The organism is Mycoplasmatota bacterium (genome assembly GCA_018394295.1).
GTDB lineage: Bacteria > Bacillota_I > Bacilli_A > Haloplasmatales > Haloplasmataceae > JAENYC01.
The window spans coordinates 1355395-1380643 of record CP074573.1 but is presented as its reverse complement, the minus strand read 5'-3'; the positions used below and the strand labels follow the sequence as shown (position 1 = coordinate 1380643).

Genomic DNA, 25249 nt, shown 5'->3' with positions numbered 1-25249 from the left:
CACAATAATTTAAATTAATTGTTATATTAAATAAAAAAAGGGTATTATTTTAATGTTTTAAAACTCCTTTAACAAATATTTATGAAAACGGTGAGGGTATAACCATTTCAGTAAATACAATAGGACGTGTTGTTACTACTGCTGGGTTAACAAGAAGTAATTATCTTGGTTATGGTTTAAAGCAAAATGAGGACTTGTCCATACTAGAGAAGCAAACATAAAAACTGCAAACATAAACGTTGCAAATATTGATTTATTAGAAGAGGGAAGATTTTTATAGTATAGAAATTCATCTAATGAATTATTATTCAAAGGGAAATCAGAAGAATTGTGGAAGCAAAAATAACATGAATTAAAAAATATGAAGTCTGATCTTAATTTTCTAATGCTTGAGTTTTTATCAAGAAATGCAGAGAAATCCGATGAAACTGCAATTTCATATAAATATGATTTAAATGCTGTTATTAATGCAAACAAGAAAATAGAAATCAATTATAATAGTACAAAGGTATTCGAGAGTGAAATTGATTATCTTAATCAGAAAATTAAAATATTAGAAGAAATATTAATAAAATATGGTATCTTAAAAGAATAAATGCTCAATTAATATAATAATTTTTTGAATTCTTTGAACTATATCACTAAATGAATTATCAACTATTAGCGTCTAAATTTTAAAAAAACTATATTTTTTTGCAATCGCTGATATAGACTATAGGTTATTGGAAATATAATAAAATCAATTTTATAGATACTTTTGTCAATATATTAATTTTCTATTTCAGTTTCATATTCAACAACTTTAGTTACTTGATCTACAATAAAATAATCATTAGATAAACTTTACAATATTTTAATATTAATATTTATCATATATGATTTAACAAAGTTTGGGCAGGGGATGGCTGGTAGCCCCCTGCTTACTACCAGGTACTAGCTTTCAACGGGCATTCCATCTCGGAATAACAGCATATTACACAGAATATTATTTACCCATCTTTCAGGATAGCTGGTTTTACCTCGTACTAGTTCTTGCGTTCGGGACTTCTCCCAGGTCTTGCTGTATGGCCTAAAATTTATCTAATTTATTGTTCTATGATGATTAATATTTTTAAATAAATTTGTATTTTAATCCTAATATCAAAAAGGTGTATATAGAGTCTATAATGATTGATAGGAACAGAACCTAATAAAAATGGAAATATCCTTACTATTTCCATAAAATGTTATATATTTAGCTTTAATTACCCGACATAACCGTTATTTTTAATATATATTATAAATATGATAACAGATAGAATTATAGGAGGTCGATGATATATGAAGATATTTGCTAAATATCAGTACGATTTAAATTTGTTAAGATATCATTTTTGGAGTATGTATTAGTCCCAGTAAATGCTTGTATGATAAACAAATCGTAAAGATTAAATGGGTCTATCGTAAAGATAGGCTTTTTTGTTTATGAAAGGAGAAATAAATGAAAAAAGGATTGTTAATCAAAAGAAAAGATAACAAGAAATCTTTAGAAATTAGTATTATTGAGATTAATAAGCATGCTAATGTATCAGAATTACATCAAATATATAAACATCTAAATGTCGATTTAATTGACATTGTAAGTTATCAAGGTAAAACAATTTACTTTGATGATGAAGGATTATTAAAGGCAGATCCACAGGTGACATTATTACTAAATGATAGAAATCAATATCTTTATGGTAATGTATTAATTATGGGGAACTGTGATGAAAATGGCGAAATATTAGGTATCAGCACAAAAGACATTGAGTTACTGAAAAGTAATTTACAAATGGTTAAGAATTTAGAAACTAACTCTGATGTAGTTATTTGGTAGGTGATAATTATGTTAACTGTTATAAAACAATTATCAGAACATGAACTATTATCAAAGAGTGTCATATACAGAGAGTTAGAAGATTTGTTAACTGACATTAATGATGAAGATAAAATGAAAATTATTAATTTATATATTGAAGTTTATTTGAAAAAAGATTATGAGACATTAATTGGTGTTGCTCAAAGTGCTAGAGAATACTTAACTGACTTAATAGATAATGGTAAGGAGATAAGTTACTTTAATTATGAAACATTATTTTCTGATTATCATGGAGTGGGAGAGTGGTATTAAATGCGTATTAATTATTATAGAACCAAAATGGTATTAGTAAAAGAAAATGGCATGAATTATAAAGTAGATGATGATTTTCAAGTAACAAAGCCTGAGAACATTGCTAAATTAATTTATGATGTATTTAACTTGCAAGGGGAAATGCAAGAACATTTGATTGTAATTTGTTTAGATACCAAGAATAGAATCATTGCAGTAAAAACAGTGTTTATCGGATTGCTAAATAGATCCATTGTACATCCAAGAGAAGTATTTAACTTTGCATTACTATCTGCTTCAGCTAGTATTATCGTGGCACATAATCATCCAAGTGGAGATGTTCGACCAAGTCCACAAGATATAAGCATCACGAAACGCCTAAATGAGGTAGGTGAATTAATAGGAATTGAGTTACTTGATCATATCATTATTGGAAATCAATATGATGAGTCAGATATTAAATATTCAAGTATGAGAGAAGAAAAAATACTTAATTAATCGTATAAAATAGATAGATTAGTTTATAAATATTTCTTGTTCTGTACAAGTAGGAGGTGAACAATTGGCTAAACAAAAATATTATCCTACAAAAAAATATAAAAATAATCGCTCTAATAATAGTATTGCAAGACCTGTCGCTGCAACAAATAGAGGACGATATAAGAAAGGTTATCAAAATAACTTAACAAATGCGACAAGAAGAACAGAAACATATAGTAAAGATAAGGTTGTCATTGTAACAGAAAGTGTCAATGTAGTGGATTTTAATAACGATAACTTTACATATAAATTTGATAATATTCATCAAAGAACAAATAAGCATTATAATAAAAGGAGGAAAAAATAAATGTTAAATCAGTGTATATTGGTTGGAAGATTAGTTGGGAATCCTATTAGTGAAACAATAGAATCTGGTGTTAATAAAATAAAAATTACACTCGATATTAAAAGAAGTTTCAAAAACCCCAATACATTAGAATATGACAGTGATTTAGTTACTATAAGTTTATGGGAGGGGGTAGAGGGTGCTGCATTAGATTTTCTAAAAGAAGGATCTGTAGTTGGTATTAAAGCAAGAATTCAACAAGCATCAATTGAAACAAAGAATGGGACCATACATATCCCGGAAATAGTGGGTGAAAAAATAACTTATATTAATTCTCGTAAAGAGTTTGATTAGATAAAAATTTTAATAAAATAAAATTCTACTAACAATTAATTAAAGAAAGATGTTCTGGTGCGAGAAGTTGCTTCCAGTTCAGGTGTAAGATAGTGGTCAACGAATTTAAGTTGAGTCAATTAAATAATACGGGGATAGGAAACTTACCCTCTATAGGTTATTTGTTGATAGGTAATAGCAGAATTAATTCCAACACTATTTGCATAGAAACAACAAATCTAATAAATAAATTCATAGAGCTGAGATAAGCTCGAACAACGAAGGTGGGGCGTTGGTTGTTTCACTCCCCCGCCAATTAAACTTACTAAAGAGTAAATTTAAATACTTTAATGGAAGGTGCTAAAGGATAGGTTATGATAGTTAAAAGGATAGGTTATGATGATTTCAAATATGAATTTGAATGATATTCAAGGGAGGATCAATTTAGTGAAGAAGGTCTTGAAAGAATATATTCAATATTAAATGAAGGTCAGGGTAAAATTGAAATATTAGATGTAATTAAAATATGTTCAATATTCTCAGAATTGTCTATAGAAGAAGCAAGTGAATATGTCTTAAATGATATTGAAGTCAGTGAATTAAAAAATGGAAAATATCTTATCAGACATTGAAAGATTCAATAACAAAGTGGAAATAACACTTTGATAATCATATAAATAAAACATATATATATATCGATTAAATATTCGATGTGTTTTTTGGTAACAAATATAAAGTAGGTAATTTGTCAATTAATCATCAGGAATTAAAAGCATATGTCTATGAACGATTTAAGAAGAGTGATTCAAGACCTATGAGATCATTTTATCAAGAACCATATCTGTTAGAGAAAATAAATCAAGCATTAGAGAGTGAATTCTTTCTAATGCTCTTATTGTTTAACAATGAAATAATCATATTATATAATTGATATAAAAACTGAAAACTAAATAAAAAAGGATATAAAAGTTTTTGTTGATATGTTGTCAAAGCTATTGAAGAATAGCAATGTGGATATCAAATATAAAATTGAAATTATAAGTTAATTTGTTAAATCTGTTGAGCTAAATAAAAAACTATTTGAACCCAAATCTACATACAAATAAATCAAAAATTTTTTGTTAAAATACTAGGTAAAACCAATGATACTAATGAATAATTATCATTTAATCTTAATCTTTGATTTATAAAGCCCAAATAAAATTAACAATTGGAAATAGCTTTGAAAAAAATAAGGTCTTCTTTAGATTATTTCCTTTATAGTTTAATTTATAGTCTAAAAATGGTATAATATGATGAATGAATAAAGGGGGATATTTGATAATGGATAATTTATTGAGTAAAATTGGAGAGATATAAAGGAGAGATGTATAAAAATGATGTTTGAAACAAAAAGTGAAGAAATTATGTATAATTGGTTATCAAAATTTTTTGAAAGTTTAAGATTGAAAGAACCTATAGTCACATACGAAGAAATATTAATTGCAATAAAACATGACAAAGAAGTTTCAGAGTATCAAGATGATTATGAAACTATAGATTCTGCATTAGATGCATTGAAAGCAATGCGGATTATTGAGTTTACTTATAATCCTGATGAATATTTTATGGATACTGAGTTTGAAATCTGTCTATAAATAACTATTGGTATAGGAGAAGAAAATTTGAAAGATTTAATGAGAATTATAACAGATAACTTAATAATATCTAAAATTCCTATTGTAAATGACTTTTATTCAATTTATAAACAGTATAAAGAAGAAAAGACACAACGAAATCAAGAGCTATTTTTAAAGGAATTAGAAACTAGATTAACAAACTTGGAATTTAAATATGACCAAATTGTTGCTTATTTAAATTCTAACGAATTCAAAAAAGTATTTAATTTTGTTTTATTTGAAAATGTTATTGAAAATCATATTGAAGAAAAAATTGTATATTGTGCTAATGGTATTTCTACATCAATAGAAAATGAGTTATCTCTGGATAAAATAATACAATACTATAAAGATTTAGACTATTTAATGAAAATTGATATAGATGAATTGATAAACTTTGCAAATGACGAATCATACAAAATAAATGAGATTTCAAAGGAAAGATTATTTTCTAGAGGTTTATTAAGGAATAATTTATATGAAGAAACACAAAATGCTTTAGAAAGTTTAGCCTATAGTGCACGCTATGCAATGATGGAAAAACAATGGGAATTAATGAGTTTAGATGATATAGAGTTGACCCATAGTATATCAGAGTGGGGTAAAAGCTTTATTAATTTCTTTAAAATGAAAACTACTCAAGAAAATTCAATAGAGACATATTAATTAAATAACATATAGTTAAATAATTTCTATTAACATGTAATATTTGTCGGAGAAATTTTATTGATCGACTATATTATGAATGGATTAATTTAGAGCTCTATTCTTAAATAAGGACTTTTCTTTTATAATTGTTCTTATATGCATTGTTATTGTTATTTTTAATAATGTAATTTATAATGTATAATATAATTAGGGAAATCTAAGGGGAAAACTATACAGTCCTTTTGGGACTGTTTTTTCTGGAGGAGTAATATGTTAATATGGTTAGAACAGCGATATAAAGGAAGAACAATTCGAAATGATAAAATTGGTATGTTCAGGTTTATTATGCCTTTCTATGAAGAATGGTTTAAGATGATTTTAAATGGGAAAATGAATTCACAATTGGTAGAGGAATTTGAGTATATGAAGAGGAAAAGAGAAGATGATTGGTATGTGATTTATAATCAAGATAGAGGCTACCTTTTAATTGATAATAGAACAAGAACAACAAGTTACACCAAAGAACCTAAAATGTTTATTGATACCAGGATTCCTTTTAACAAAGTTGGTGAATCTTTATCAGGATATGGGTACAACACTTTACATAAAAATGATAATAAAGATGAAATATTAGAATACTCAATTGAAAATGTGATTAATCTTCTGGAGAATATCAATGAACGATAAGACGTCTTTAAGGAGAAATAGACTTACATATTTTGTTATTTATATGTCAGAAGATGAACTAGAGGATATAAACCCAATTGTTATTGGAACATTGGAGGAGATAAGGAAAAATGCTAATACATTTCACTTACTCCCAAAGGAGCTATTTAATTCCATAGATATTTTTTCAAAGATTTTTCAGTTACCAAGACATACTTCAGATTTATTCAAAATCCCTTTTCACTTGCTAACAGAACTAAATAATATGTCTCATAGCATTATTTTTTTACCTAAATATTTAGTAGACACTATTTCGAATATGGAAAGTATTATTGATTATGAGGGTGCACTGGTGCTATATGAGGAAGGTTGCTATGATGAAGCTGTGAAACTAGATACTAAGCTTAGACCTATCCTTGGCATTAAATCTTTCGGTGAATTTAGATCTTGTAGTCCAATGAAAATATGGTCAGATTTGCAAGATTTATTTGAAAATGGGCATTCAGAAAGAATAGATATTCCTAATTTAGATAAATTTCTTTCTGGAAAAGAGTTGAATTTATTACCAGCATTTTTCTACACAATCCAGAATGATGATTTTGAAAAGTTTATGGTACAAAGTCAAGATGTTGATCATATTTTGGAATATGTTTCTGGTACTCTTGATAATTACAACATTAGAATAAAAACAATGTCCGCAATTAAAGAGAAACTTTCTGAAGACAAAACAATTAATAAAAGACTCTATGAAACTGAATTGAAAAAAAACTTAAATGTAAATTTCAAACCATTGGTTGTAACTCTACCTGGTATACCTAACATCCAAACTAAAAGGTATAGAGGCGATGGGTTAGAAGACAACTATGAAATCGAATTACTTTCAATAAAAAATTTAGGGTTATATAGAGCAATATCTAGGAGCGCAGCATACCTAGAGTTAGGCTATATGGGAAAAGAGTTGTTCGATATAATATATAAATTAGAAGAACATTGTAAAGAAAATATTAGTAATAAATTCATCTGGAAATCAATGGAAAGAATAGGCGATATTTTGGCTTCTCAATTAAGTGGTTTTGAACTTGAATTATTAAGAAATTCAAAGCAAATCTCCTACTTTTCTGAGCTGCCTTTTGGTTTAGCAATTCTTCCTGGTACGACATCCCCTTTAAACTGCTATACTCCAATTTCAGGGAAAGGATTGACTCCCTTATTAAGAATTTATCAAAGTGAATTGTCAGGAGTGAATGATGTACTTATTTTGGATAAATGTAAGATAATTATTGCAGAATGTCTAAAGAAAGATGATAGTATAAGAAGCTACTCTGATGAAGGATGGAGTGCCATAGAGAAATTCTGGAGTATTGATGAGAAGATTGAAATTATTCGTGAAGAAACTAATACAGTACATAGGTTAAAGAAATTTATCAAAAAAAATCAAGATGCTGATATACTAATTGTTTCTGCGCATGGTCATTATGATACTGATAGGAAAATAACTGGAATTCTTGTTGGCGATGAGCTTTGGTTTGGAAATGATAATGATTTTCATGTGCCGGAAGTAGTATTATTGAGTGCATGCCATGTTAGTCCAAAAGGTCTAGGCGCAATAAACGTATCCGATTTGTTCTTTAGAAATGGGGCTATTTGTGTAATGGGAACTCTTATCCCGATACACGTTCAAAAAAATATATTGCTAATGAATAGATTAATTACATATATAAGTGAGGCCATGAATGGAAGAACTGAACTTGATACTCTGGATAGAATTTGGTGCCATGTTGTAGGAACGAATGCTATCCTGGAAATTATCGAATCCTCTAAGAAACTAAAGAAATGGGCTACTCAAAGAAATAGAGGACAATCGCCACTAGAGAAATTTATGATGAACAAATCTGGAGTCCAATTGAGGCCAAAACATATATATGAAGATAGTATTGAAAGATTGATGGAAATAGCTAAAGAAGAAAAAATGGAAGAGTATATAAATGCTGTAATTCAATCAAAAGGTATTTTTCCTGAGTCAGTATTTTATATTTTGTTGGGCAATCCTGAACTTGTATATTTTCAATTACCTAAATTTATGAATTAAAAGTAACAGAATAGCCAAAAACTCTATAAAATCATAGAGGTGGAAGCGATAAATTTAATTTGTTTAAGAATATATATAAAATTAATTATCTATTAATTTAATGGGAAATACTAATAATTATTATTACTTTATAGGTAAAGTGCGATAAAGTAAACCCTATTATAAATGAATTAAATCATTATTTAGGTAAGACACCTTCGATCTTAAGAATAATTAGATTACATTTTAAGAAGATAAGTACAAAAAAAATAAATATTTATTTACTAAAAATATTCAAATTAGTAATATTTTTTACAACACTTTTACAACAAATTAACAAAAAAACATCATAAAAGTATAGCTAGAAAAACTCATAAATCATTTCTAAAATAAAGAAATAACTTATATATATCTTAACAATGTATTACACTGCTTTATACTCACATATATGGCGTTTATTCCATGGTAAGGAAGAGGTTGGCGGTTCAAGGAAACAGCATATTATTAGCTTTATTATGTATTGCGGCAATAGCTACTACCCTTGCAATAACAGAACCAAATGATGAAATAAAAGAGTATTTGAAACTGTTCTAGAATTTTCGTTTACTATACCTTCTAGTAAATCACTCCTCTCTAATATTTCAGATACTGTATTTGGAGCTACACTTAGTACTTTATTAGAAAAAGATGAATTAATGAAAAAAGCACACCCATTTAAATATATGAAAAAGGGTATAATCTTTGGGAGACAATTAAAGCACTAAATAAAATAAGTTTTGTCTCATCAATGGAGAATATGATTTTAGATTATGGGAATATTTGGTTTAGTCAAAATAGTACTCTTACTATTGGGCAAAGATTACAAAAGACAGGAATTCATACTTTAGCAGTCTTTGCTAAAATTGGAGTGTTTTTATAGGTGCTTCAGTTGTTCTGCTGGATTAGTAAGAGCACCTGAAACCTTTGGTGCCTCTTTAATAATATCTGCTGCAGGGGATAATTGCATTGAATAAAATAGATGAATTAGAGCAATCAATATATAAAAGAAATGGACTAAAATGGTGAGGTATAAATGTATGATAATTTACAAACCTAATAAATTTAAATTAATACCAATTAATTTATTAAATATATTAATTATGATTGTAATCACATATATATTAATAATAGAGTATTTCAATGAATATTTATTAATTTTACTTGTTGTATGGATTTTAATTATTTATAGTATTACAGCGTTATTTTTAATGAAAATATCTCTAAATAGAGACGGATTATATTATAATTTTAAATTTAAAATTTTTAATTTTTTTAGTAGAGGCATTACATGGGAAGAAATAACATCAGTTAAATATTTAAATCGTAAAATAATACTTATTAATAATAGTGGATTTAAATTAACAATTAATAGTGGTTGGAAAAATTATAAAATGTTACATATAGATATATACAAATACATAAAAACATATAACCCAAATGTTAAAATTGATCAAACTACAATTGACTATATGAATAAATTAGGAATTACAGAATAGCGTTTAGAAATTTTATTGATTTAGTAATTTACTAAATTTAGTTCATTGATGCATCCGCTTATTCACAGATTAATAATTAAAAAGAAGAATCAACTATGTTCCCTTATTAGGATAAAGTTGATTCTTTAGAGCAAGCAAGACAATATATAATGTTACTACGAATTATACACTTTCAGGTGATAAGGTAATCTACGAAACAAATGGTGTTTATGAGATGATCTACAACTATGATGTTGATGGGACATTAATCGGTTTTTATTATGATGAAAATATTTACGATATTACCATCAAGTATTATTGGAGCTAATCAATATACATTTTCTGTTAATAATCCGGTCACTGTAAATGCTAATACAGAAATAATTGCACAAGTTTATGGAACGAGTGTAGCTGGTTTGTTTTTTAATAGTGATGATAATATTGGTAGTTCCGTGTCATCGGCTACACAAGTTGATAATCTTGTAACTGTTTCAAATTTTGTAGGTGTTTCAGATGAACTGTTTAAATTTGGTAATAAACTTCTTAGAAATACTGCAGATGATATTATTGCAAATGCAGAAAAAAGTTTATTATTAATTTCTGTTAACGGTGTTGATGATTATTCTGTATATAGTTTTAGTAGAGGTAGTATGTTAGAAGCATTGCTTACTCTTTCTAATAAACAAATCAGATATGCTAATGGATTTAAAACTGCCAGTAAAGTCGCTAAGGGTGTAGGAATTGGGTTATTAGCTGTAGATATTGGTATATCTGTACATAACAATTATAATATCCCTAAATTATCTAATGGACAAAAACTTGGATACACTGTTGTAGATGCAGGAATATCCGGCGTGTTATTTGGATTTGCATGGCTTGGACCTGTAGGATTGGGAGTTTCAATAGCTACTTACATAATAATTGAGAATACAGATGTAGATGATCGTCTTAAAGAAGCACTCTTTGGTTAAAAGGTATGAAACATAGAGGAGAAGTTAAATGATTGATAAATTTAGAGCACAAAACTTTATTAATAGAGGAAAAAAAATTGATAATAAATTAATTTATTCGTTAATAATTATTAATATTGTAATTGTAATTTTAGCATTAATTATTCAATTAATGAATAATAATCAATTATTTAAACTATTCATAATAAACATGTTTGTAGTGTATATTTTATTTAATATTTATTCATTAATTTTTCAAAAAGTAAATATTAAAAGAAACATTTTATTATGTTCGATATCTAGCTTGTTTTTGCTACTAATAATGAATATATTAATTTATTCAGTCTTACAATACTCCAATTTTTTTATTTTCATTTCGATTTTAATTCAATTTATTATTTTAATCAGCTGTATTAAGATTATGAAAATCATAGCAAGAAATAAAAAAAATAAAGTATATAAATCAAAAATTTATGAATATACATTCGGATATGGAATAGCTTTCCTTATTGTAAAAAATTGTGTAAATATATCAGAGGAAAATAGTACAGTAGTTTTAACAATAGTTTTTCATATCGTATATATCATTGTATACTATATTTTGGCTGAGTACATTATGAAATTATACTTTGCATGCAAATTCGATATTAATGAATATTCAAATTAATAAAGTGAAAAAATCATAAAATATTTTGCGTAAAAGTTATTTACCAATGAATTCACGGTACTCATTAAAAAGAGGGACACTTTTGCACAGAATAATTTTAACACGTACAACTAGCAACACTACATCAAAACATAGGTCGAGAGTGTGGTATTGATGCCAAGATAGTAAAAATAGAAACTTATAACTTAAAAATGTCCAAATTCAAAAGAGTTTCTCGACATTGAGTAAATCATACAATTATTAAACTGATTATATCAATGTTAGGAAACCCTTAGTTTTTGAGAGAGAGATTAAATAACAAGGGCTTGAGTTGACAGAATAGATGTTTAATTAATTATCTCATCAAGATTCAATTTAAAAATTATTTAACTAAAGTTAGTAACAAAAATTATAATAAAAAAAGATAATAAATTTGAAATGGATTACTGGTTTAGATATAATAAAAAAATAAGCAACAGAATCCAGTAGTTAATCATGGGTTTGAAAATGGATTTAGTGGTTGGACTATTTATGAAGGTAGTGATGGAAACGTTGAATTAACTAATCTTACTGGCGAAGCTTTACTTGGTAACCACTCACTTAAGATGGAAAAAGTAACATCAACTGTTTATGCTTCACAAAGTTTTCGTTTAAATGCTGGTACTCATAAGGTTGAAGCATGGATAAGAAATTCAGGAGGGGCTCCAGGAGCTTACATAGATGTTATTTCAGCTGATATAAAGGGAACTATTAATAAAGTTCATAGTACAGATGGTTGGGATAAGTATGAATTATTATTTGGATTACATTCAAGTAAAACTATTACAATAAAACTTATAAATGATAGTGTTTCTACTGTTTATTTTGATAATGTTCATATTGTTAATGAATTTGTTGATACTAGATATAATGTTATTACAAATAATTCATTTGAAAGCGGATTAACAGGATGGACAGTAGAAGGAGCAGGTCTAGCATACATAAATCTAGAAAAAGATATTCTACAAGAAATCTTAGGTGAAAAATCTATCGTTATAAATGGCGATGGAAACACAAGGAAAACTTTTACCCAAGATATAACTAATCTAGTGACCATAGGAGAAACTTATATGGTTGGTGGATGGGCTAAAGCTAATTCAGTTCCTAATAAAGATATTTGGGATGGTCCATTTGAATCTGATAATAGGTTTTTTGGTTTAACTGTTAAAATAGAAGGTAGATACCTAGATGACGTAGTAATCAAATGGTTGCCTTTTGATTCCTCTAATGAAGATTGGCAATATCAAATGCGTAGTTTTGAAGTTCCACAATTCACAGACAATGTGTCATTAATTGGTGTATATCAAGGAGAAGGAACAGCTTATTTTGACAATTTACAATTATACCATGATAATGTAGGAAATCATTATACATACACACAAAGTGGTAATTTAGAAATAATAAAAAATACTAGTGAGACAACTATTGAATATGATTCTAGTGATCATGTAAAATCAGTAACAACTAATGGTGTTAAAACTAATATTGAGAGAGATTCTAATACACACTTAATTAAAGAAATAACAAAAAATAATGTTACAACAACATTTGAGTATGATGATGTTACTAAACAATTAAAGTATACCTATGTTGGATATGATAAAGATAAACCTATCAATGAACAGGATAAATGGTTTAAAACATCTATAGCATACACTACTGATAATCAGTATCTGAATTCAGTAAAAGATGAATTTGGTAATATAAACTATATGGACATTGATCAACAGAATGGTTTTTTAAAAACCATTACAGATGCTATAGGAAATTATCAATCATTTGTTTATGATGAGTATGGAAGACTTGATTCTACAAGTAGTAATGCTGTTAGTGGTGATGGTATTGATTCAAATTACAAGTATAACTCAGATGGTAAGTTATGGAAAATTGTTAGAGATGGGTTAGAATACGAGTTTATTTACAATGATTTAGATCAAGTTGAAGAAGTGAAGATTGCAAATACAGTAGTTATGTCATACGATTATTTGGAAAAAACCGATGGTGAAGGTGATATATATTGGAATAAATACTATACTGATTTAATTAATAGTCAAACTTATGGTAATGGTGATATTGTCAGTTTTGAATACAATGACGAGAATCAAGTAAAAGTAATTAAATTTAATGGAGTTACTAGAAGTGAATACGATTATGATTCTAGTGGAAGGTTGTCAATATATAAAGACATCTATAATAATAACATCTATTTTTATTCATATAATTTAGCTGGTCAATTAGAAAATATAACTGATAAAGATGGTAATGTAATTAAATATAGTTAAGATAGTGGAAATGTGAGCAGTTATGAATATAAGATAGGAAATATAAATAGAGGTGTATCTTTCCATTATAATTCCACAACTGGAGAACATGACTTTACAACTTATGAAGTTAATGGAACCGATATTAGAAAAAATATTAATTACCAAGAGGATTCTCTTAGAAGACTAGATAATATTGAATTATTAATTGGAGCAAATACATTTACAAAACAAATTGGTTATGATGACTATCTTGTAGATTCTTCAATGGGAAATGCGACTAACAGAGTATATTCAATAATCTATAAAAAAAATGGTGCTGCTGACGAATATCATTTCTATAATTATGATGCAAATCATAATATAACGTCGATTAAGGTTAGAACAGGAACTGGTACATTAGTAGATCAATATGATTATCAATATGATGGTTTTAATCAGCTTGTAAGAGAAGATATATGGATTAATAGTGGTGATACGTCCTTTACTAAATATTACCATTATGATACAAGAGGTAATATCACAGATGCAAAGACTTTTCTATATGGACAAGAAGAATATATAGAACCAACTATACCATCATTTTATCAAGCAAGTAAAGGATATTACCCTGTAAAAATGAATTATAATGGTGGTAATGAATACAATGATATTTATAATCTGAGTGTTGGAGAAAGTCCATCTTTGTCTTTTACTTATTTTGATGCAGCTAATCAGATGCCAATTATTATGACTACTACACAGACTTACTCAAATTTAAATACTTCAGAAGAAAGATATTATTATAGAAAATATACTGCAACTGATGGTCTATTTTATAATATCGAATTTAAAATTGTTTTTAAGGTAGGAAACCCAAAAGGTACAGCTAATGTACCACAAGAAAATATGAAATATTTCTATGATAATGCATGGAAAGACCAAATAAGTTCTATACAATACTTTAAAAATGGTACTTATTTTCAAACACATATATTTGAATATGACAATAGTGGTAATCCGACTAACCTATATGATATAAGTATCGATGGTTATGATACTAAGACATTTGATTGGGATGGAAGACAACTTACTTATGTAAAAGGACATAATTATCAAGCATTTTACAAGTATAATGACCAAGGTATCAGAACTGAAAAAAAAATACAGCCTAGCTCAGGAAATGAAACAACAACAAAATATGTTGTTGCTGGTGATAAAGTTCTAGTTGAAGATAATGGGACAAACCTAATCTACTATACATATGATGTTGATGGCACATTACTAAGTATGAACCTGAATGGAACTGAATATTTCTATATTACTAATTTACAAGGAGATATTATAAAACTAGTTGATATATGGGAATACTGTGGTAAAGTATAAGTATGATGCATGGGGTATTATCATTCTTACTAAAGAATACAATGCAGATGGAACAGAAAAAACTGAACTTGATATAGCAAAAGTAAATCCATATCGTTACCGTGGCTATCGCTATGATGAAGAGACAGGCTGGTATTATCTGCAATCTAGATATTACAATCCTGAGATTGGACGTTTTATCAATGCGGATGGTCAAATAAATGGTGGTATTCTTGGGAACAATCTCTATGCATATTGTGAAAATAATCCTGTAATGATGGTAGATCCAACAGGATATAGTGGCGGAGCTCTTGCATTAGGTTTAGGGTATGGTTTAAGTATAGGACCAGTTGGATGGACAATAATTGGAGTCGTAGCAGTAGTGGCAGTTGTTGCTATTGTAGCCGTTTATGTATCTGAAAACTCCACACCAGGAGGATTTTCTTTTCCTTCTATTGATACAACACCAGGAGGATTTTCTTCTCCGCCTATAGATTCAGCACCAGGAGGTTATTCTTCTCCACCTATAGATTCCACACCAGGAGGGTTCTCTACAACTTTACCAGGATTTACACACGAGGTTTTTAATGGAGAAGGAATATCAACAGGATATATGTTCTCACAAAATGATTCAAAGAGATTTTCTCCAGACCAGCAATCATTAATTGAACTAGCTAAAATGGGAAAAAAACTTGGGGTTACTGAATCTGAAGCTCAAATACTTATAGATTGGGCAGATAAACTTAATATTCCACAACATGGACCAGAAGTACACCCTAATAGGCCAGGACCCGCTAGCAATATACCTCACATCTATATCGGACCTGTGGACCATATAACGATAAAATTTGATAAGTAATTAATTATAAAGGAGACCGACTATGGTAATAAATGTTTTCTTCGATGAACTATTTGAAGATGCTGATGTCATTGATATACCAGAATCAGTATGGGAAGAAATTGAAAATATAAAAGCAACTTTTTTTAAGTGGTTATTTAATAAAAAAATCATCCATAAATATTGGGTAACAATTGATGGTGAAAAAAAGTATTGCTCATATAGGGCGGAAGCATTTGTATACTGGCTTAATAATTTTTATCTTTTAAATAATAATAAGAAAGCAATTTGTTTAGATGCTGAAAAAATAGATTATAGTAGACCAAAGATAAACTTTTAAAGTTACAATTAAGGAAATAAGAGACTACAAAGATGTAAGAACAATTAAAATCATGTTTAATTGCTGAATCTTAGGTCACTAAAGAATAAATACTAATTGTCATCTTATTGTGAAAATATGAATTTTAATAACAAGAAAGATCCAATTATATATGTTGGATCTTTCGTAATATATTTTTTACAAATAAGACTTATTTATTTGGGTTCGTTTTACAAGGATGTCGAAACAGGATGGTACTATTTACAATCTAGATATTACAACCCTGAGTGGGGAAGATTTATTAATGCTGATGGTTTAGTAGGAGAAGTAGGAGATATATTAGGACATAATATGTATGCTTATTGTCAGAATAATCCGGTAATGTATTCTGATCCTAGTGGTGAAATCTGTATTGAGGCTATTATACTAATTGTTGCTATTGTTGCTGGCGCAGGGGTATTTACTTATACAGCTATTGACTCACATAATAAAACAGGACAAGTAGATTGGTTAGGAGCAACAGTAAATGGGTTTATTGCTTTTGGAACTGTATACTCTTTAGGTATGTTTGCTTATGAATTATATTTAATGCTTTCTTTTTATATGGGATGGAATCCTGTAGTAGGAATTGGTGCTGGTGGTTTACAGTATTTCTACAACCCTAGGGTTAGTCCTAAGGCAACTTATTATCCATTAGATGCAAATGGTAATCCAGTAAAATTACCTAGAAATGCAGGCGGAAGCCCAGTTCCTAGTTGTAAATATCCACATACTCAAATAAGGTATAGAAATGGTAGAAACGGTGGTTATATACAAACTAGAGAATGGGGATATAATGGGCAACCGATAAGAACAACCGACTGGACTACTCATGGCAGAGGGCATCCATATCCACACGATCATTTCTTTTTACCTAATCCAACTGGAGGTACTTTAAAACGTGGTGATCATGTTCCTTGGAAAATTGACTTATGGTCATAGATTTTATACACGAGGTGAAATAAATGTATATTTTAGAAAAGACAAGGCAAATGCCTATTCATACAGATGTAAAAGCTATTTTTAGCTCACTTGAAGGTTTAGAAGAAGGTTATAATTGGTTGATAACAGATTTTGAATTAAATTATTATCCTAAAGAATTTAAAAATAAAGAAATAATATGGATTAGTGGGGAGGAATTAAGTAATATTTTAAATACGAACAATATACAATTTATATGGGGAGTTTTATCTGGATTCAATAAATCTATTAATATTGACATAAATAAGCTAGATATAGTACCTTTTGCAGATGGAAATACTACTTTTTGGACTAATTATGCAGAAATACAACATCCCCTTGCTTCAGTTGAGATTGTATGTTTTGATTCATCACTAACTATTTTCTCTAGCAACAATAATGATATTCTACAAAAATTTAATAATAAATTTAGTGATGCTGTAGATTTGAAAAGGTATAATTCTTTCAGTAAATAATTAATAATAACCATCCGTAAAACGGGTGGTTTGTTTTGAGGCTATAGGTTTCTATTACGGCTCTTTGTCAAATAGTATAGGTAACAAAATCCAATAAACTAAAATATCACGGTTTTAATAGAAATTAGATCTTTTGAAAAAGCATGGTCCATAACGATATTGATTATTTGTTTATATTTACTCAAAACTTGATTGGACTTAACTTCTGACATTTCTACTAGAAAGCTTTCTATTTTAGTAGCAGATAAGTCTTTTAATTTTTTATTTCCGATATGTTTATTGATTACTCTAAGATAGTATTGTCGATTTTGTTTTGTTTGTTCTGATGCATCCCGGTCATGAATTTTGAATACTAATTCAGCTTAATCACTAAATTTAGTTGAACTTTCATCTGTAGCTATTCCAAGTGTCTTATTGGCTTCCATTTCCTTAGCAAAATCTTTAAGTTCCTTAAGCGCAGCTTTTTCAGCATTTTTTGTCGTATTTTTTGCTCTGAAAGATTTGGTTTTTTGTCTACCGTTAATGTTACGGTATCTGTATTGAAATGTTTTTGTATCATCTATATTTTTTTTAATTTGATATTTTGTCATAATGCTCCTCCATAGTTATTTACTATTAGATTCTCCTAATGGTCGTGAGGTTAAAAAAAAGCATATAGATGACATGTATAATATCATTTATAATGAATTTTCAAATCATCAGATGATAATCGCGTCTATTTATTCATTCGATTATGAGTATAAAACTATTGAAATAAAAAATAGTGTTCTTGAAGAAATATAATTTTTAGACTGAAAAAGTCACTTTATATTAATTAAAATTGAAATTTATAGGGCGAAATAAAATGTGTGTACTTTGTTTAGAATACTGGATAACTATTTAAAACAAAATAAAGATTTGGTAATCATTTATCGAATAGAAAGAGCATTATCCCTTATATATCGGTTATGCCTATAATGATAAAAGTATGCTTTTCGCTAGATGTAAACTCTTCCTTCATTAACAGACAAGGATTTCATAATTGAAAGAAACAAATTATTGAAAAATGTTTTATCTTCATGAAAAACTGGATATACGCCAACTAATAAAACAATTAAATAGAAAACAATTCTTTTGAAAAAAGAAGTATATAAAAACTTGTTTATTTTAATTTGATATTGTAAATTATTGTATAATAGAGGGGGATAATTATATGTATACTAAGCAATTTAACGCTAATAAGTCTATCATTAATATTGTAGATAAATCAAATACTCAAAATGAGGTTAAAAGAAGTATTTTATATTTGGAATGGATTGCAAAACATTCGCAACTATATCATGATGAAAAAAAACCTTTATCTATCCCTGATAAAATTTTTCCAAACAAAGTAACAGAATTTGCCTATAATAGAAATTCTCCATCAATTCAAATAAAAATTGATAAATATTATAATTTAATTGATGGTGATTATAAACGAAATTCAAAGTCTATAGATATATCCGATTCTTTAGATTTATTGCATAATTTAGTATTTTTACGGGGCAACGTTATTTGGGCAGAGTTTGGATTTAATGTTGGTTGTGAGTTTGGTGGTAAGCATCCAGCAATTATTTTAAAAAATTTAGGAGAAGTTTTAATTGTTGCACCTTTAACGTCTGGTAGTTTAACAAATCCTAGACCATCTGAAATTACTATAGATATGGTTTTTAATTTGCCTAGAAGAGATAGATATGTCAATGTAACTAGAATAACTCCAATAAGTATATATCGAGTAGATTTAAATTCTCCAATGGGTGGGGTCAGATCTTCTAAGATGAGAGAAGTCTTTAGAGCTATTATTAATGAATGGAACTAATAAAAACTTCTTGACAGCACATAATATGAATGATATCATGTACGTAGTAGATTACTGATATCTAAAAAAGAGCGTTAATGCTCGTAATATCTAAAAAAGAAAACCGCCTTTTTAGGTGGTTTTCGTCATCTAATTTAATTTGTTGAATATATTATAATTAGATAGTGATATCTAAAAAAGAGTTGAAACTCGTTTTACCTAAAAAGAAAGCCACTGAAAAAGTGGTTTTCGTCGTTTTATTGAATATATTGCTATATTTGCATTATTACAAAAATTTGATTGTACATTTCTATATCACATTAATATATAAGTTGCATTTACCACCTTAATTTTTTACAACATTTTTACAACAAAATGCTTAAAAAATATCATTTAACCATACTTAAAAAAACATTAAAAAACTACTAAAATCGCCAAATTATCTATATATAAATAGACATTGCTATACATTGCTTTATACCCGTTTATATGGCGTTTATTCCATGGTAAGGAAGAGGTTACAAGTTCGATTCTTGTTACCAGTATTAATGATAATATAAAGATAACCAATCTTGATTATGAGAAAGTTACCAATTTTGGTAATAACATAATCAATTAGGTTATCTTTTTTAGTATAATAGTTTCAGTTGAACTGAAGCGAGGTAAAAAAAGTGACTGAAATAAATGTACTAGGAATGTTAGATATATTGAGAACGTATGATATGAAACCAAATTATAGTGAATTAGCAAGAATCTATGGATTAGACCGACATACTATTAAAAAATATTATGAAGATGGAGGAAAGAAATTGATTACAAGAAAACGCGAAAGTGGATTTGATCAATATAAAGAAGAAATATCACATTTGATGAATAAATCTGGCGTAACAAAGAAAGCAGTTCATGAATATTTAAGAGATAAATATGAAAATATACCGGCATATTCAACCTTTAGACACTATACTCAAAATAATCATATTACCATACCTAAAAGCACCACTCCACATGTTAGATATGAAACCAGGCCAGGAGACCAACTACAAGTAGATTGGAAAGAAAGTATGAAACTAATAAGTAAGTACGGAGAAGTATTTGAGTTTAATGTATTAACTTCTACTCTAGGATTCTCAAGGTATCATAAATTCGTTTATTCAAAAACAAAAACGACAGAAGACTTCATCCGTTGTGTAATCGATACATTAAATCATCTAGGGGTATCCCTAAACATATTTTAACGGATAATATGTCAGCTGTCGTTAGCATCACAAATGGAACTAAAAAGAAACATTCTAAAATAAAACAATTTGAACGGGATTTTGGAATTTCGATAAGATTATGTAAGGCAAGGACTCCAGAAACAAAAGGTAAAGATGAGTCCGCTAACCGATTCTTGGCTTGGTTACGTCCTTATGATGGTGAATTTGAAGATGAAGAGGAACTGATCAATATATTGAACAAGATAAACAACAAGGTCAATCTAGAGAATAATCAAACCACCAATATACCACCGAGTGTCTTATTTGAAAAAGAAAAAGAATATCTAAATCCTTTACCTAACAAAATTCTGTTAGAATCCTACGTAGAAAACGTAGATATACAATCAGTGCCGCAAACACTGCTTGTAAATTATAAAGGAAATGGATATTCTGTACCCAGTAAGTTTATAAACAAAAGAGTTAAATTGATACCCATTGATGATAAACTCTATATCTATTATAACACTGATTTAATCATAATACATAATATATCCAACAAGAAATTTAATTATAATGAGAGCCATTATAAAGCTGCACTTGGTATCACCATTAAAAATGATAATTTAGATATTGATCAAATCGCAAAAGAAAATCTAGCATTATTAGATCAAATAACACGATAATAGTAGAAAGATGAGGAGTACGCGATGTTAAATAATTATAATAAATTATTAAATAACTTAGAAACCCTAAATTTAAACCTTTTTAGAGCCAATATCGACTCTTATTTGAATCTTATCGCAAAAGGCGAAAAGAATATAGTAGATTCGTTATATGAACTTACAGAGTATGAAATGAATTTTAAACGAGAACGTGCAATAACGTCATGTGTTAAAGTCGCTAATTTCCCCTTTCTTAAAACATTAGATGATTTTGATTTTGGGTTTCAACCATCTATAAATAAAGACGAAATATTAAATTTCAAATATTTAAAATTCATTGAGAATAATGAAAATATTCTTCTAATCGGATCTCCAGGGGTTGGTAAAACTCATTTAGCTACGTCAATAGGAATTGAAGCAGCTAAATCAAGAAAAAGTACTTATTTTATAAGTTGTAACGATATAATTTTACAACTTAAACGAGCACATTTAGAAAACAGATTAGAAACAAGATTAAAATTTTTCACCAAATACAGGGTATTAGTAATTGATGAAGTTGGATTTTTACCTCTTGATACAGAATCATCTAATTTATTATTTCAATTAATCGCTAGACGGTATGAAAAAAAGTCTACAATTATAACAACAAACAAACCACTCTCTAAATGGGGAGAAATATTTGGAGATAGTGTATTAGCTAACGCCATTCTAGATCGATTACTTCACCATTCTCATGTGATAAATATTGTCGGTAGATCATACAGAACTAAAGATAAAATAGAAAGTATTGAACCTAATAAAAAATGATTATGAGTAAATTACCATAATTGGTGAATCTATCATAATCAAAATTGGTGAAATTTATATTGACATTAACAACCAGCACCATTTTTATTTAAATATATGGTAATTAATTAGTTGGGAGAGATACCCAACTTTTTTATTTATATTCATTACTACACGATTACTACATTTTATATTTTTTAAACTCTTTTTCAAGGTTTTCTATGGTGTTTTCCTGGTATGGTTTGAAGTGAGTATAGATATTTAATGTTGTTTCTAAATCGCTATGTCCTAGAAGTTGTTGTATTTCTTTTGGATTCATCCCTTGTAGCATTGTAGCGAATGTATGGCGTATTTGGTGAGGTCTAACTTTTATTGTTTTATCATCAAGTCGTCTAAAATACATCCTAAATGCATTATAACTAATAGGGTATAAATGATAAGATAGATATGTACAGAAGTGATCACTTTAAAATGTACAGTTAATATAGTATAATTTCATAGTTAATCAATGGGAGGACAACTTATGATACTAAACTATGAAATAGATACTAATATAGAAATACAGAAATTAACTGATTTAAAGGTACTAAAGAATTTAATGGAAACAACAAACTTAAAGGTAAATAAAAGTCGATTAGCAAGAGAGTTAAATGTTGATAGAAGAACGATAAGTAAGTATATTAATGGTTATGAGAAGTCTAAAAATAGAAAACGATCAAGTATAGTAGATGATTATTATGACTTAATTAAGGATTTACTCAATGATAAAATAAAAGTTTTTGAATATAAAAAAGTGCTTTGGCAGTATCTTAGTGATAATTATGGACTAAAATGTGCTGAATCATCATTTAGGCGATATATAAGTAAAACACCAGAATTTCAAGAGTACTTTGATCAAAAGAAAAAAAGTGCTATCAAAGCACCTTCAGTTATACGTTATGAAACAGATAAAGGTCACCAAGCACAGCTAGATTGGAAAGAATCAATGAATTTCGTACTTGATACAGGAGAAGTCATCACAATCAATATATTCGTTTTATTACTGAGTTACTCAAGGTTTAGAGTTTATAGATTATCATTAACTAAATCTCAAGACATACTGTTTAACTTCATAGACGAAGCATTTCAAGCATTTGGTGGTGTACCTCATGAAATACTAACTGATAATATGAAAACAGTAATGGATGTACCAAGAACTGAATATTCAAAAGGAAAAGTAAATAATAAATTTCAACAATTCGCTAATGATTATGGATTTGAAGTTAAACCCTGTATCGCAGGCAGACCAAATACAAAAGCAAAGGTTGAATCCCCTATGAAAATTTTAGATGAATTAAAAGCATATAGTGGTGATTTAAATTATGAACAATTAGTAAAAAAGGTACAAGAAATAAACAACAGAGAAAACAGTAGGTTACATAGAGCTTATGATATGATTCCACTATTTGGCCTACAAAATGAAAAAGATTTCTTACAGTCCCCTCCACGAGACACGATAAGAAATCCATACTTGATTAAAACCATAACAGCGAAAGTAAACTCATCATCAATGATTAGTTATAAGGGTAATCAATATTCAGTACCACCTAAATATATGAACCGTACACTTCAACTGCAGGTATATGATAATCAAATTCACACATATTCTAACACAAATTTGGTGACAATACACTCGTTAAGTAGTAAAAAGTTGAATTATTTAGAGGAGCACTATATACAGATTGCCAGAATGACTCTATCTTTTGATGATGAAGATATTCAAAAATTCGCAAAAGAAAATCTTAACAAGATAGGAGAACGTTATAAATAATGACAACAGCACACGAGCAATTAATCTCAAATTTAGAATATTTAAAATTAAAAGAAATGAAAAATCATTTAGACGATACTATTAACTTTATTAATAAAAATAATCTATCTTTCGTTGATGGGCTTATTAAGTTAACAACATATGAAATTGATTATAAAGAGGCTAGTATGATCAAAGCTATGGTTAAAGTAGGCGCGTTCCCCCATTACAAAGAATTGAAGGATTTTGACTTCTCTTTCCAAGAAAATATAAACAAAGAACAAATATTAGATTTTGAGAGTCATAGATTCATCCATCAATGCGAGAACATCGTTTTTATGGGAACGAGTGGTGTTGGTAAAACCCACTTATCTACATCAATAGGTATATCCGCTGCGAAGAAGCGTATATCAACATACTTTATAAAATGTCATAATTTGATAGCCCAGTTAAAGAAAGCTAAGTTAGAAAATCGCTTAAACGATAGGCTCAAGCATTTTACCAAGTACAAATTATTGATTATTGACGAACTAGGTTATTTACCTATCGACAAAGAAGATTCTAAATTGTTCTTTCAGCTAATAGATAGACGATATGAAAAACGAAGTACGATAATTACAACCAACATTAACTTTTCTAATTGGGATGATATTTTTAAAGACCCTATAATAGCTAACGCCATTCTTGATCGAGTTCTTCATCATGCTCATGTAGTTAACATTACAGGTAAATCTTATCGACTTAAAAATTACTTTATCGAAGAAAATTAAAAATGTACATTATTAAATGATCAAAAATGTACATTCTTATCTTGACATTTATAATAGGGGAACCATCTTCATTACAAATTATTAAATCATTATCTCTATATTCATCTTTAAATACTTTTTTATGTTGGTTTTGCCAGGTTCTTATTTCAAAATGTAATTCTGCTAAATTCTCATGAATTATTCCTTTACGGCTTTTTCCCTTTTTAGGGTCACCAATTTTACCATTTCTTATCTGTGACTTGTTAATATCGAAAGTATTAGAATCATAATCAAAATCTTTATGTTTGATAGCAAGTATTTCACCAATACGCATACCTGTATAATATATCAATAGCAACCCAAAGTAATATTTTTTGTTTTGTTTAGCGTAATCAACATATTTTTTAAAATCATCTAAATTAACTGGTTTAACTTCTTTTAGATTTGCTTGAGATATCTTGAATTTAACTTTTGTCATTGGATTTACAATAATCAAATCTTTAGTAAATGCGTAATCTAACACTATATTAATTAT

26 protein-coding genes and 2 pseudogenes are annotated in these 25249 nt (G+C 28.1%); 25 read left to right on the top strand and 3 right to left on the bottom strand.

Annotation, left to right across the window (positions count from 1 at the left end; genetic code table 11):
• Positions 1 to 361 precede the first annotated feature (361 nt).
• From KHQ81_06375 to KHQ81_06285, 19 genes and pseudogenes are all read left to right on the top strand, one after another.
• Positions 362 to 595 (top strand): hypothetical protein, encoded by a 234-nt coding sequence (locus KHQ81_06375; GenBank protein ID QVK19312.1) that lies wholly within the window; start codon positions 362 to 364, stop codon positions 593 to 595.
• 885 nt (positions 596 to 1480) lie between these two features.
• Positions 1481 to 1858 carry a hypothetical protein gene (locus tag KHQ81_06370; protein QVK19311.1) on the top strand — a complete coding sequence of 126 codons (378 nt, stop codon included), beginning with the start codon at positions 1481 to 1483 and terminating at the stop codon, positions 1856 to 1858.
• Positions 1859 to 1867: 9 nt separating this feature from the next.
• Positions 1868 to 2152 carry a hypothetical protein gene (locus tag KHQ81_06365; GenBank protein ID QVK19310.1) on the top strand — a complete coding sequence of 95 codons (285 nt, stop codon included), beginning with the start codon at positions 1868 to 1870 and terminating at the stop codon, positions 2150 to 2152.
• Entirely contained in the window at positions 2153 to 2629 is a 477-nt protein-coding gene (locus tag KHQ81_06360; protein QVK19309.1) for a hypothetical protein, read from the top strand.
• A 64-nt stretch (positions 2630 to 2693) separates the two neighbouring features.
• Positions 2694 to 2978: a hypothetical protein gene (locus KHQ81_06355; protein QVK19308.1), complete on the top strand. Its 285-nt coding sequence runs from the start codon at positions 2694 to 2696 to the stop codon at positions 2976 to 2978.
• Positions 2979 to 3311, top strand: a complete 333-nt coding sequence (locus tag KHQ81_06350; protein ID QVK19307.1) for a single-stranded DNA-binding protein — start codon at positions 2979 to 2981, stop codon at positions 3309 to 3311.
• A gap of 724 nt (positions 3312 to 4035) precedes the next feature.
• The gene (locus KHQ81_06345) at positions 4036 to 4221 is read left to right on the top strand and encodes a hypothetical protein (protein ID QVK19306.1); all 186 of its coding nucleotides are present in this window, start codon (positions 4036 to 4038) and stop codon (positions 4219 to 4221) included.
• Between the two features lie 445 nt (positions 4222 to 4666).
• Entirely contained in the window at positions 4667 to 4927 is a 261-nt protein-coding gene (locus tag KHQ81_06340) for a hypothetical protein (protein QVK19305.1), read from the top strand.
• A gap of 27 nt (positions 4928 to 4954) precedes the next feature.
• Complete coding sequence (locus tag KHQ81_06335; protein QVK19304.1) at positions 4955 to 5614, top strand: hypothetical protein; 660 nt, start codon at positions 4955 to 4957, stop codon at positions 5612 to 5614.
• Positions 5615 to 5866: 252 nt separating this feature from the next.
• Positions 5867 to 6283 carry a hypothetical protein gene (locus KHQ81_06330; protein QVK19303.1) on the top strand — a complete coding sequence of 139 codons (417 nt, stop codon included), beginning with the start codon at positions 5867 to 5869 and terminating at the stop codon, positions 6281 to 6283.
• Entirely contained in the window at positions 6273 to 8351 is a 2079-nt protein-coding gene (locus KHQ81_06325) for a hypothetical protein (GenBank protein ID QVK19302.1), read from the top strand. The genes KHQ81_06330 and KHQ81_06325 overlap by 11 nt, the downstream gene beginning before the upstream one ends.
• A 1055-nt stretch (positions 8352 to 9406) precedes the next feature.
• On the top strand, positions 9407 to 9865 hold the full coding sequence (locus KHQ81_06320; GenBank protein QVK19301.1) for a hypothetical protein: 459 nt from the start codon (positions 9407 to 9409) through the stop codon (positions 9863 to 9865).
• 260 nt (positions 9866 to 10125) lie between these two features.
• The gene (locus KHQ81_06315) at positions 10126 to 10815 is read left to right on the top strand and encodes a hypothetical protein (protein QVK19300.1); all 690 of its coding nucleotides are present in this window, start codon (positions 10126 to 10128) and stop codon (positions 10813 to 10815) included.
• Between the two features lie 28 nt (positions 10816 to 10843).
• On the top strand, positions 10844 to 11461 hold the full coding sequence (locus KHQ81_06310; GenBank protein QVK19299.1) for a hypothetical protein: 618 nt from the start codon (positions 10844 to 10846) through the stop codon (positions 11459 to 11461).
• 584 nt (positions 11462 to 12045) lie between these two features.
• Positions 12046 to 13761, top strand: a complete 1716-nt coding sequence (locus tag KHQ81_06305) for a carbohydrate binding domain-containing protein (protein QVK19298.1) — start codon at positions 12046 to 12048, stop codon at positions 13759 to 13761.
• Between the two features lie 1248 nt (positions 13762 to 15009).
• Positions 15010 to 15943, top strand: a pseudogene (locus KHQ81_06300) (RHS repeat-associated core domain-containing protein).
• 22 nt (positions 15944 to 15965) lie between these two features.
• A complete protein-coding gene (locus KHQ81_06295; protein QVK19297.1) occupies positions 15966 to 16262 on the top strand; it encodes a hypothetical protein in 297 nt (98 codons plus the stop codon).
• A gap of 117 nt (positions 16263 to 16379) precedes the next feature.
• Positions 16380 to 16643 (top strand): annotated as a pseudogene (locus tag KHQ81_06290) (RHS repeat-associated core domain-containing protein).
• 629 nt (positions 16644 to 17272) lie between these two features.
• On the top strand, positions 17273 to 17716 hold the full coding sequence (locus tag KHQ81_06285; GenBank protein ID QVK19578.1) for a hypothetical protein: 444 nt from the start codon (positions 17273 to 17275) through the stop codon (positions 17714 to 17716).
• Between the two features lie 362 nt (positions 17717 to 18078).
• Here KHQ81_06285 and KHQ81_06280 read toward each other — a convergent pair whose 3' ends face one another.
• Complete coding sequence (locus tag KHQ81_06280; protein ID QVK19296.1) at positions 18079 to 18306, bottom strand: hypothetical protein; 228 nt, start codon at positions 18304 to 18306, stop codon at positions 18079 to 18081.
• Between the two features lie 602 nt (positions 18307 to 18908).
• On the opposite strand from KHQ81_06280, the gene KHQ81_06275 reads away from it, so the two are divergent.
• The 4 genes from KHQ81_06275 to istB (KHQ81_06260) all read left to right on the top strand — a co-directional run bounded on the left by KHQ81_06275 (position 18909) and on the right by istB (KHQ81_06260) (position 22197).
• Positions 18909 to 19553 (top strand): type II toxin-antitoxin system PemK/MazF family toxin, encoded by a 645-nt coding sequence (locus KHQ81_06275; GenBank protein QVK19295.1) that lies wholly within the window; start codon positions 18909 to 18911, stop codon positions 19551 to 19553.
• 650 nt (positions 19554 to 20203) lie between these two features.
• A complete protein-coding gene (locus tag KHQ81_06270; protein QVK19294.1) occupies positions 20204 to 20767 on the top strand; it encodes a transposase in 564 nt (187 codons plus the stop codon).
• 8 nt (positions 20768 to 20775) lie between these two features.
• Entirely contained in the window at positions 20776 to 21411 is a 636-nt protein-coding gene (locus tag KHQ81_06265) for a hypothetical protein (GenBank protein ID QVK19293.1), read from the top strand.
• Positions 21412 to 21435: 24 nt separating this feature from the next.
• The gene (gene istB / locus KHQ81_06260; protein QVK19292.1) at positions 21436 to 22197 is read left to right on the top strand and encodes an IS21-like element helper ATPase IstB; all 762 of its coding nucleotides are present in this window, start codon (positions 21436 to 21438) and stop codon (positions 22195 to 22197) included.
• A 160-nt stretch (positions 22198 to 22357) separates the two neighbouring features.
• Here istB (KHQ81_06260) and KHQ81_06255 read toward each other — a convergent pair whose 3' ends face one another.
• Positions 22358 to 22579 carry a tyrosine-type recombinase/integrase gene (locus KHQ81_06255; GenBank protein ID QVK19291.1) on the bottom strand — a complete coding sequence of 74 codons (222 nt, stop codon included), beginning with the start codon at positions 22577 to 22579 and terminating at the stop codon, positions 22358 to 22360.
• 120 nt (positions 22580 to 22699) lie between these two features.
• On the opposite strand from KHQ81_06255, the gene istA reads away from it, so the two are divergent.
• Positions 22700 to 23986, top strand: a complete 1287-nt coding sequence (gene istA, locus KHQ81_06250) for an IS21 family transposase (GenBank protein ID QVK19290.1) — start codon at positions 22700 to 22702, stop codon at positions 23984 to 23986.
• On the top strand, positions 23986 to 24735 hold the full coding sequence (gene istB / locus KHQ81_06245; protein QVK19289.1) for an IS21-like element helper ATPase IstB: 750 nt from the start codon (positions 23986 to 23988) through the stop codon (positions 24733 to 24735). The genes istA and istB (KHQ81_06245) overlap by 1 nt, the downstream gene beginning before the upstream one ends.
• Here istB (KHQ81_06245) and KHQ81_06240 read toward each other — a convergent pair.
• Positions 24719 to 25237 (bottom strand): tyrosine-type recombinase/integrase, encoded by a 519-nt coding sequence (locus tag KHQ81_06240; protein QVK19288.1) that lies wholly within the window; start codon positions 25235 to 25237, stop codon positions 24719 to 24721. The genes istB (KHQ81_06245) and KHQ81_06240 overlap by 17 nt on opposite strands.
• Positions 25238 to 25249: the final 12 nt, after the last annotated feature.

What these genes read in the sequence shown, in the direction of transcription:
- istA (QVK19290.1), top strand. Translation starts at nt 22,700, where the DNA reads ATGATACTAAACTATGAAATAGATACTAATATAGAAATACAGAAATTA.
- istB (QVK19289.1), top strand. Translation starts at nt 23,986, where the DNA reads ATGACAACAGCACACGAGCAATTAATCTCAAATTTAGAATATTTAAAA.
- KHQ81_06295 (QVK19297.1), top strand. Translation starts at nt 15,966, where the DNA reads ATGGTAATAAATGTTTTCTTCGATGAACTATTTGAAGATGCTGATGTC.
- istB (QVK19292.1), top strand. Translation starts at nt 21,436, where the DNA reads ATGTTAAATAATTATAATAAATTATTAAATAACTTAGAAACCCTAAAT.
- KHQ81_06305 (QVK19298.1), top strand. Translation starts at nt 12,046, where the DNA reads ATGGAAAAAGTAACATCAACTGTTTATGCTTCACAAAGTTTTCGTTTA.
- KHQ81_06350 (QVK19307.1), top strand. Translation starts at nt 2,979, where the DNA reads ATGTTAAATCAGTGTATATTGGTTGGAAGATTAGTTGGGAATCCTATT.
- KHQ81_06320 (QVK19301.1), top strand. Translation starts at nt 9,407, where the DNA reads ATGATAATTTACAAACCTAATAAATTTAAATTAATACCAATTAATTTA.
- KHQ81_06265 (QVK19293.1), top strand. Translation starts at nt 20,776, where the DNA reads ATGTCAGCTGTCGTTAGCATCACAAATGGAACTAAAAAGAAACATTCT.
- KHQ81_06280 (QVK19296.1), bottom strand. Translation starts at nt 18,306, where the DNA reads ATGACAAAATATCAAATTAAAAAAAATATAGATGATACAAAAACATTT.
- KHQ81_06325 (QVK19302.1), top strand. Translation starts at nt 6,273, where the DNA reads ATGAACGATAAGACGTCTTTAAGGAGAAATAGACTTACATATTTTGTT.
- KHQ81_06365 (QVK19310.1), top strand. Translation starts at nt 1,868, where the DNA reads ATGTTAACTGTTATAAAACAATTATCAGAACATGAACTATTATCAAAG.
- KHQ81_06360 (QVK19309.1), top strand. Translation starts at nt 2,153, where the DNA reads ATGCGTATTAATTATTATAGAACCAAAATGGTATTAGTAAAAGAAAAT.
- KHQ81_06310 (QVK19299.1), top strand. Translation starts at nt 10,844, where the DNA reads ATGATTGATAAATTTAGAGCACAAAACTTTATTAATAGAGGAAAAAAA.
- KHQ81_06285 (QVK19578.1), top strand. Translation starts at nt 17,273, where the DNA reads ATGCCTATTCATACAGATGTAAAAGCTATTTTTAGCTCACTTGAAGGT.
- KHQ81_06275 (QVK19295.1), top strand. Translation starts at nt 18,909, where the DNA reads ATGTATACTAAGCAATTTAACGCTAATAAGTCTATCATTAATATTGTA.
- KHQ81_06340 (QVK19305.1), top strand. Translation starts at nt 4,667, where the DNA reads ATGATGTTTGAAACAAAAAGTGAAGAAATTATGTATAATTGGTTATCA.
- KHQ81_06375 (QVK19312.1), top strand. Translation starts at nt 362, where the DNA reads ATGAAGTCTGATCTTAATTTTCTAATGCTTGAGTTTTTATCAAGAAAT.
- KHQ81_06315 (QVK19300.1), top strand. Translation starts at nt 10,126, where the DNA reads ATGATGAAAATATTTACGATATTACCATCAAGTATTATTGGAGCTAAT.
- KHQ81_06370 (QVK19311.1), top strand. Translation starts at nt 1,481, where the DNA reads ATGAAAAAAGGATTGTTAATCAAAAGAAAAGATAACAAGAAATCTTTA.
- KHQ81_06255 (QVK19291.1), bottom strand. Translation starts at nt 22,579, where the DNA reads ATGTATTTTAGACGACTTGATGATAAAACAATAAAAGTTAGACCTCAC.
- KHQ81_06330 (QVK19303.1), top strand. Translation starts at nt 5,867, where the DNA reads ATGTTAATATGGTTAGAACAGCGATATAAAGGAAGAACAATTCGAAAT.